The sequence below is a fragment of the Sodalis-like endosymbiont of Proechinophthirus fluctus genome (assembly GCF_001602625.1).
Classification (GTDB): domain Bacteria; phylum Pseudomonadota; class Gammaproteobacteria; order Enterobacterales; family Enterobacteriaceae.
The window spans coordinates 53498-61788 of the sequence record NZ_LECR01000003.1 but is presented as its reverse complement, the minus strand read 5'-3'; the positions used below and the strand labels follow the sequence as shown (position 1 = coordinate 61788).

7 protein-coding genes and 3 pseudogenes are annotated in these 8291 nt (G+C 48.6%); 2 read left to right on the top strand and 8 right to left on the bottom strand.

Features of this window, described 5'->3' with window-relative positions:
- Positions 1-190: thioredoxin domain-containing protein (locus BG74_RS00535; RefSeq protein ID WP_305809555.1), on the bottom strand; the 190-nt coding region annotated here is incomplete at its 3' end.
- Between the two features lie 842 nt (positions 191-1032).
- Here BG74_RS00535 and ypfM point away from each other — a divergent pair.
- Positions 1033-1161 (top strand): protein YpfM, encoded by a 129-nt coding sequence (gene ypfM, locus BG74_RS19250; RefSeq protein ID WP_187202437.1) that lies wholly within the window; start codon positions 1033-1035, stop codon positions 1159-1161.
- Between the two features lie 440 nt (positions 1162-1601).
- Here ypfM and BG74_RS15420 read toward each other — a convergent pair whose 3' ends face one another.
- The 6 genes and pseudogenes from BG74_RS15420 to BG74_RS15395 all read right to left on the bottom strand — a co-directional run bounded on the left by BG74_RS15420 (position 1602) and on the right by BG74_RS15395 (position 4636).
- Entirely contained in the window at positions 1602-1829 is a 228-nt protein-coding gene (locus BG74_RS15420) for a hypothetical protein (protein ID WP_244267060.1), read from the bottom strand.
- Between the two features lie 618 nt (positions 1830-2447).
- Positions 2448-2555: pseudogene (locus BG74_RS15415) on the bottom strand (hypothetical protein); the annotation flags it as partial.
- 240 nt (positions 2556-2795) lie between these two features.
- Positions 2796-3020, bottom strand: a complete 225-nt coding sequence (locus tag BG74_RS15410) for an efflux RND transporter permease subunit (protein WP_244267059.1) — start codon at positions 3018-3020, stop codon at positions 2796-2798.
- A 227-nt stretch (positions 3021-3247) separates the two neighbouring features.
- Positions 3248-3463, bottom strand: coding sequence for a hypothetical protein (locus BG74_RS15405; protein WP_244267057.1), 216 nt, complete (start codon positions 3461-3463; stop codon positions 3248-3250).
- A 103-nt stretch (positions 3464-3566) separates the two neighbouring features.
- A pseudogene (locus tag BG74_RS15400) lies at positions 3567-3910 on the bottom strand (efflux RND transporter permease subunit).
- Between the two features lie 606 nt (positions 3911-4516).
- Positions 4517-4636, bottom strand: a complete 120-nt coding sequence (locus tag BG74_RS15395; protein ID WP_244267056.1) for a hypothetical protein — start codon at positions 4634-4636, stop codon at positions 4517-4519.
- 396 nt (positions 4637-5032) lie between these two features.
- Here BG74_RS15395 and BG74_RS00525 point away from each other — a divergent pair.
- Positions 5033-5610, top strand: a pseudogene (locus BG74_RS00525) (NUDIX hydrolase).
- 1763 nt (positions 5611-7373) lie between these two features.
- Here the strand turns inward: BG74_RS00525 and BG74_RS15390 are convergent.
- Positions 7374-8291: transketolase-like TK C-terminal-containing protein (locus tag BG74_RS15390; RefSeq protein WP_305809554.1), on the bottom strand; the 918-nt coding region annotated here is incomplete at its 5' end.

Here is an 8291-nt window from a genome sequence, read left to right as displayed (position 1 = left end):
GCTTAATAATGGCCGGTTGGCTGAGCATCAGCGCTGCTTCGCCACGGGCGTTGCCGGCTTCTGCGCGCTGTTGATCGCTGAGTTTGCGCCAGGTGATACCGCTGGTGTTAAGCAGCAGTTGCCAATTTACCGTATCGCAGTTTTTGATGCCATACAGTGTAGCGATAGGGTGCTGTAAATCGTTGGACATATCTAAACGTTAAGCTTAAGCGGGAAAGTGGGCGCCTGACATCTCTCTTTATCAGACGACCAGGACAATAATTCTCTATGATGAGGGAAAAAGACTGTGGGATCCACAGCGTCGTAGCAAGCTTGTGTGGTGGGCAGCAGTGCGAAGGCTGCTCCGTCAGGTGCCAAAAATGGTGGCTAACGGGATGATGGCGGCGTAGGGTGGGCTTCAGCGAACGACGGCTGGAGCTGCCGGTTGTCCATAACTCCGGTGATGTGGCTGGCGTTAGTTAAATAGTTTTACTCGAGCGATAGCTGGTTAAGGTCGTTGAAATTCAAAGCGAGTATGATTGTGGACAGTGCCACGTTGCAATCTAACGATCAATTACTATTCAATGAAATAATATATTTATAATGTTATTATACTGCCCCTATATGCGCAAGGCGGACATTACGCTAAGTAGGGCAGTAATTAATTGAGCAAAATGATGAGAGTGGCTTATGAATAATCGCCGACTATTTTGGGCTAAATAAACGCCGGCTGGATGCGTTGGCATAGTGGATCAGAACTCATGCCACATCCGCGTTGTCGCGCACGTGCCAATTTACACCCTTCCGACGCACGAACGACAGCGGACCAGAGGCGTAAATATCTTGGGTTAACTAGTGTTAATAAAGTTAACATATATCTTAAAATATATGCAATCTATTTTATTTTCACTTAAAATACAACCATCGTACCTAGTTTTGACGCATATTCATTTCTATTTTCGCATCGCGGATGATATTTTCTGTGCGTCTGAAGGGTGTGTTATTAACGATCGTCAATCGGTATAATGCTGCCAGAATTAGAATGAGGTAGTTATGTTAAATAAAGAATTGGGCAATTGGAAAGATTTTATAGAAGCGGTGCTCTTATCAACCAGCAGAGCAGCCTGTGCTGGTAGGAAACTTAAGAGTAATGGAGATGTTGAAGAGACAGTGGTCTATTAGTTTTCGTCATCGCTTAGCAGCCTGCAAGCATTGATGTCCTCCGGCCGTCCTGTACCAGTTCAGCTAGTACCATAGGCAAGGTATCTATTTTCCGCGTTGTGTTCGCCGCATTGGCAAAGGCCCTGTCTGCTTTTCCTCCGCCAGGGTATTCGTTCGTATGCCGTAAGGGCCAGGCGATTCACGACGTGATAGTGACTCACATCAATATAGCCAATTGGTCGTTATGAGCAGGGCGACGACCTTGCTTGTATTAATCGACGCTCGGCTATACTCCTGTGTCTATCTTTACCCGAGATGCTGGCGGCAATTCTGGCTCCCNNNNGCCGACGCGCCGATTTTGACCCCGTCAGGTAATGCCAGTTTCTGACCCGTCCTTAGTGCGCTACGCCGGCAATCGAGCCTGCCGGGAGCGCCATGAGTGTGGTCAGGTATTCTTGTTATCAGCGGCGGTCGTCGACACTACCGGCGAGGTTGTGCCCCCGGGCATCAGCAGGAAACGCCGCCTGATCAACACGTAAAATAGCGTGATAAAAACAGATCGCCAGGAATGTGGTAAGCATACCGCCAATGACGACACGGTACCCACCGCATGCTGGCTGGCAGAGCCGGCTCCCTCCCCGACTGCTGGCCATCGGCAACACGCCGAAAACGAATGCCAGGGATGTCATTACTATCGGTCGTAAATGCATGCGTGTCGGTCATAAATGCATACGCGCCGCTAGGATCGCTTCCATCAGCTTTATGCCGCGCGTATGCAGATCATTGGCGAATCCAACAATGAGAATAGTATTCGTGGCCGATAGGACTATTACCGTTAATAGCCCCACTTAGAAATAAACGTCATTGTCAATGTCGAGGAACCAGGTCGCTTACCAGTAGTGCCCCAAGCAGAACCATCAATATGACCGAGAAAAAGATTGACTAGCTTTTGTATAGCGCCGTCAGACAAGGAAGAATACTACCGCATCGAGATGGAATAGAGCGCAAGGCGCCTGGGCGGCCTGGTAACCTCTCTTAATAGAATGTGGCGGCTTTTATTCCAGTCCCAGTATGTCAAAAGCACAATTGGCGCACCAGTTTTTCCATTTTGTCTATCTCGGCGCTGCTGCTGACGCTAGAAGAGGCTGCATCTCTGACGATATCAAGAGAAGAATGACCGTTATAATGCTCCAAACGAGGCGCGCCATATTCTGATCGCGAACTAGAAAAAGCCGAGAAGAGAACCAACTGCCGCTACTGTTACGTACATACCAACGATAGATATCCTGCGACAACATACAGTATCTTGCCGCTTCTTGAACATATACGCGCCGACCCCCACCCGCGATCGAGGAATTCATTGGCGTAGCTGGATCCCCCCAGGCTGTTTGCAGCGTATTGTTGATATCATCCACTGACACACAAAGCGCCGGCGCCTTGCGCTGATCAATATCGATCTGCAACTATGAGCTATCATCCAGGCCGTTATGTAGGACGCAGGTTAGCAGTGGGGAACTCTTTGCAGCGGATAACAGTTGTTCCTGGGCACTGCCATGAGCGCTCCATGGCAGATACCGCTATGATCCTCCAGCATCAAATCAAAGCCAGTGGCATTGTCCAGCCACGAAGTGGCCGTCGGATTGTTGGTAAGTAATTTACTCTTCAGGAATCTTGTTAAAGGATTTTATCGCGCGCTCAGTAATGGCAAAGGATGAGCAGTCGGCGCTTGCGCGGTCCTCCCAGTTTTTCAGACGAACGAACAGACTCGCCATGTTCTGGCTGTTGCCGCCAGGAACCAGCGTCGAGCCCACCGTAGAAAATGCCGACAGCACATTATCCTTCTCCTGGGTCATGAAATAGTTTTCGACTTTTTCGATCACTTTTAATATCTGTTGTTGGGTGGAAGCCGACCGGAAATTGTACCTGCACTATAAACACGCCATTATCTTCTTTGGGCAAAAACGACGTGGGCAAATGAAAACATCTATACCATCATGCTAATCAGCAGCAGCGCGCAAAGCAACAACTAGAAGGTAGCGCGCTGTATCACCTATTACACCAGCAACGCCGTGTTTATAGCGTAGGGTGCTTTAGTTGAAACAGTGTTTCAACCAACCGAAAAAGCAAAGCCGCGTCGGCCGTGGTGCTGACCGCCGGGCAGGTGTTTAAACGGTGTGGCGCACAAGGCAAGCGTAAACACCATCACCACCAATACCGACAGCACTATCAACGCCATAAATAGCACCATCAACGTCATAATAATAGTCATAGAAAACTGGCGATAAATGGCGCTGGTGGTGCCGCCGAAAACCGTTATCGGCAAAACACCGCCGATAATACTATCGCGATGCTCACCAGGTATCCCTAAATCTTCCCCTCTGGCCCATAGATTTGCGCGTCTCCTCTCTTATCGCCCGCTCGACGTTTTACACCACGATGATGGCATCGTCAACCAAGAGACCGATAGCGAGTACCATTGTGAACATAGTGAGCGTATTAATACTAAAATTGAACAAATAAAGCACTGTAAAGGTGCCTAATAACACGATCGGGACGGCGATAGTGGGATATAAGCTTGGTGCGAAAGTTCTACAAAAATAAATATATCACCAAAAACACTAAAAATAGCTGCGCACAGCGTTTTCACCACATCGCGGATCGAGGCGCTAACGAATGTGGTGGTTTCGTAGGTGATTTTTCCCCAGACCGTGTGGGGAAAGAACGGTTCCAGTTCCGTTATTTTCTTTTTTACCGCCAGATTGTTTTCCAATTTATTGGCGACTTAGGCCAATTTGATGCCCATGCCAGACGCGGCCATACCGCTGTAGCACGCCAAATAATCATAGTTTTCCTATCCTAGCTCCATTGTCGCGACATTGCCGAGGGTAATATACAAACCGTCCTGATTGACGCGCAGCGCAATAGCATGGAATTGATCTGGCGTTTGAAGCTGCGCCTAGGGGTATTGATAGTAGCGTTAAAGGATTGATTGTCCAACGTGGGGTGCTGCCGAGATATATCCTATCGCTACCTGATAGTTTTATGTCTTAATGGCTGACACTATATCATCGGTGGTCAAGTCGTAGTTATTTATTTGATTAGGGTTGAGCCAGATATGCATCGCATACTACGAGACGTAGGCATTGATACTACCGATGCTGCTAACCCAGCTTACCGGATCCTGTACGTGGCTAACCACTATAGTCGGCTATGTTCTGTTTATCCATAGATCCATTGGTCTAGGCGAAAGCCATCATCATCAAATTGGTGTCGCCGGTTTTGGTTACTGTCACGCTCTGGGCTTTGTAAGGCCTGCGGCAAGCGGCCTGTAGTTGATTTTGTGCCTGCTGCATAGCTTCATTAGGATCGGTACCCTCTAAATAAAGTCAGCGTAGGTGATAGCACGGCCGATATTGGTACTTTGCGAGGCCATATATAACAGATTATCGAGACCGGTCATATTCTGTTCGATAATCTGGGTAACTTTATTTTTCATCTTCTGCACAGAGGCGCCGGGATAATTGGACGAAATAAGAATTTTCGACGGCGCCAGCCGAGATATTACTCTATCGGCAGCGATATGATGGCCATCACGCCAGTCAGGCAGACAATAATTTCTAGCACCCAAGCAAAAATAGGGCGATCAACAAAATTAGCTATCCAGCTGTATAATTTCAAGGCAATAGCTTAGCCGGTTGTCGCTACGCGACCCTTCGCACTGGTGCTTTGCACTTTACTCGTATGTCGCGGATAAGACTTGGATAAGCAAAGGAGATATTGTAAAAAACTGATCCATTAGACTGGCCTGATGCCGCGGGGCGTATTAGATTACGATCATTTTTACGCTATTCTCCTGAAAATACTATCGGAAATGTTATATCTCGGAAATGTTATATCTTTTAAGATTAAAATCATTAGAAATACGTTGTTATCTCAGCACTGGTTTGTTCTGCGTAAAATTATCTACGATCTGATGAAAAAATACGGCGGCAGTTAGACGTCAGATGCGAGAAATATGCGGCAGCGGCAACGGCGGTGCGACAATATTACATTATCACCGAGGAAAATACAGTGTAGTGTTAATCCGGCAAGTTTCGTATGCCTACTTATATCAAAGGCAATGCCGACGATATCCTAATCGAAACCTGTGCCAGCCTGCTGAATGATGACTCTCTCGAGGAGTGTATCAGGAGCGAAGCGAAGGAGGAGACCGATTTTTCGGTGGGTAAAGCAGAAAAACTTTTTGTGGCATATACATCCCCAGGCAGTGTGACCGAGCTGGTATATTTCTTCGCCGCCGAATATGATGATACTTCGCACCGCAGCGCAGGAGGGGTTGGAGTCGAGGATAAGGTTATTAAGATTATGGAAATTCCTTTCCCAGAAGCGCTGACGATGGTACGCAATGTTCGCATCTACGATGGTAAAGCCATTATTATTACAGCAGGTCCAGCTGCGTGGCTGTGTTGACGGCGGCTAACTGACGGCCGAGCGCAAAAAAAGCTCGGTGTAGGGGGAGAGGAGACTGCGCAATACACATGCCGAGAACGGCGCCTTCTTCCCCGCGAGTCACGCGTTTGTGGTATTGAACGGGGTTCGGGTGCGGCTGCAAGTCACGGTGCTAAGCTGGTTCAGTAGCAACAGTCCCACGAGCGGCGAGTGAATATGATGCATCCCAATATGGCGATGATAGGAAGATAATTCATTTAACATATATCACTATCTTAAAATTACATATTATTTTTATAATTAATTAAATTTTTAATGGTGGTCAACGAGCAGTTTGGAGAAAATATTAACGCTGGCGGGTAATTAGAATATTTTGACTGGCGAGACCGGCAGCGTCGGCAGGCTAATGCCTGCCGACGCTGCGTTAGGTGACACCTGACTCGGGTAAGGATTACTCTGGGTGCGAGGCTAAAAGCGCTGCCGGGGTATTCGACTGACGAAGAGCGCGCCCGGTAATATCTGTTGGCGCGCGGTGACATCTGTCAGGCCAGGAACGGCGGCTCGCTGCTGTATCATCGTCACCGTACACCTTCACGCCAATTGCAGCTTTCAGGCCGTTGCTACCGCTGGGCTATATTTATTGTCTGTAACCTATGCTGGGTTAGTAAAACCTCCCTCTGTCGAGACGAGTGTTTATCGGGTCCATCGATAACCGCCCCATGAGAGACTATTAGCGTTGGGATCCTGTAGAGCAACAAATTAATAAATCACCGTAGTTTGCTCTCCTAACCAAGTGCCGACCATTTTGTTAAAGACTTCGCCGTCCGTCCGCCGCCGGATCGCGCCTGGATGCCTTCAGCGCAACCGGGCAACGTCCGAATACTGTGTTTGTACCGGTTATATAACTGTACCGAGAGGAGCGAGAATAAAAATATTCACTATGGTTTTATGATAGCCACTGTGTAGTTATCGCAATGGGCAGATTTGTCAATCGAAGACAATCGTAACACACACGAACGCTTGGCGCTTTTCGACAAGCGGCTTGATTACAAATTATTATGATAATATTCAATACATCTACGATGGTGGACAATACTGGTCAGCATAAGCGACCTCCAGAAAATCAACGGTACGGAAAAATTGAATGGCAGGTAAGAGTCATAATTGAAACGGTGCACGTTCATTAGCATGGTAAAAAAACTTTTTATATACCTGTTGCCGACGACGATCGTTGCAATGCAGTCTGCGCCGGCGTGCAGCCTCAAAATTAAAGGAGAATACCGAGTGCGTTTCTGCGTCCTTGCAATTCATTATTGGCTTGACACATTAACGTACAATACCCTCTATCAGCAATGATGCTACTATACGCTTTATTAATAACAAATCGAATTTTTACGGCATTAATCGATTCTTTTATCATAAAATCTGCTGTTGCTGCCAGAGAATAAAAAAGACAATTATTATTCCAGTGCTGCTACACGGTTAGCGAAAAGCAGATGAGCTCGTTGATAGACGACATGACGATGTGTATTGCGCAAGTCGTTCGGCCAATACACATCGATAACATTACTCTCCTCCGTTCAGTAACCGAGCCTGGCGTGTCTCAATCTATTGCCCGATAAGGTAAAGCTTCCACCGCCGTTAGTTGCCGGCGAAAGCGGTCTCGGCAGCGTCCGATAGCTTTGGTGAGCGGAACCTCTGGGATGCCAGGTGTAACAAGGTAAGGGGGATAACAAACAAAAACACCGGGACCCGAGGGTTGCCGGAGTGAGGTAAGGCAAAAATTATTTCAGCAGCAGGCGCGCCTTGCTCAGCACGTTGTCTACGGTAAAGCCGAACACTTTGAATAACTCTTCCGCTGGCGCTGATTCACCGAAAGTGGTCATGCCGATAACCAGCCCGTTCAGACCGACGTACTTGTACCAGTAGTCGGCGATGCCGGCCTCAATGGCGATACGGGCCGTCACTGCTTTCGGCAATACCGACTCGCGATAGGCCTCGTCCTGCAAATCAAAGACGTCGGTGGAGGGCAGCGATACCACACGCACCTTGAGGCCTTCATCCTTTAACTTCTGATAAGCGGCTACCGCAAGCTCAACTTCCGAACCGGTGGCGATAAGGATCAATTCTAGTTGCCCGTCGCAGTCTTTAAGCACATAACCGCCGCGGGCAATATCCGCTAGCTGTTGCGCCGTGCGATCCTGCTGTGCCAGCTTCTGGCGCGATAGAATAAGTGCTGTGGGACCGTCGTGGCGCTCGATGGCTTTCTTCCAGGCGACCATAGTTTCTACCTGATCGCAGGGACGCCAGTTGCTCATATTCGGCGTCATGCGCAGGCTGGCCAATTGCTCCACCGGCTGGTGGGTCGGACCGTCTTCACCCAGGCCAATGGAGTCGTGGGTATACACCATGATGTGGCGCGCCTTCATGAGCGCCGCCATGCGCACCGCATTGCGGGCATATTCGAAGAACATCAAAAAGGTTGCCGTATATGGCACGAAGCCGCCGTGATGGGCGATACCGTTACCAATAGCTGTCATGCCGAATTCACGCACGCCGTAGTGAATATAGTTACCGGCTGGATCATCAGCGATAGAGGCGGATTTCGACCAAATAGTCAAATTGCTGGGCGCTAGATCTGCCGAACCGCCCAGGAATTCCGGCAACATTGGACCAAAGGCTTCCAGCGCATTCTGAGAGGC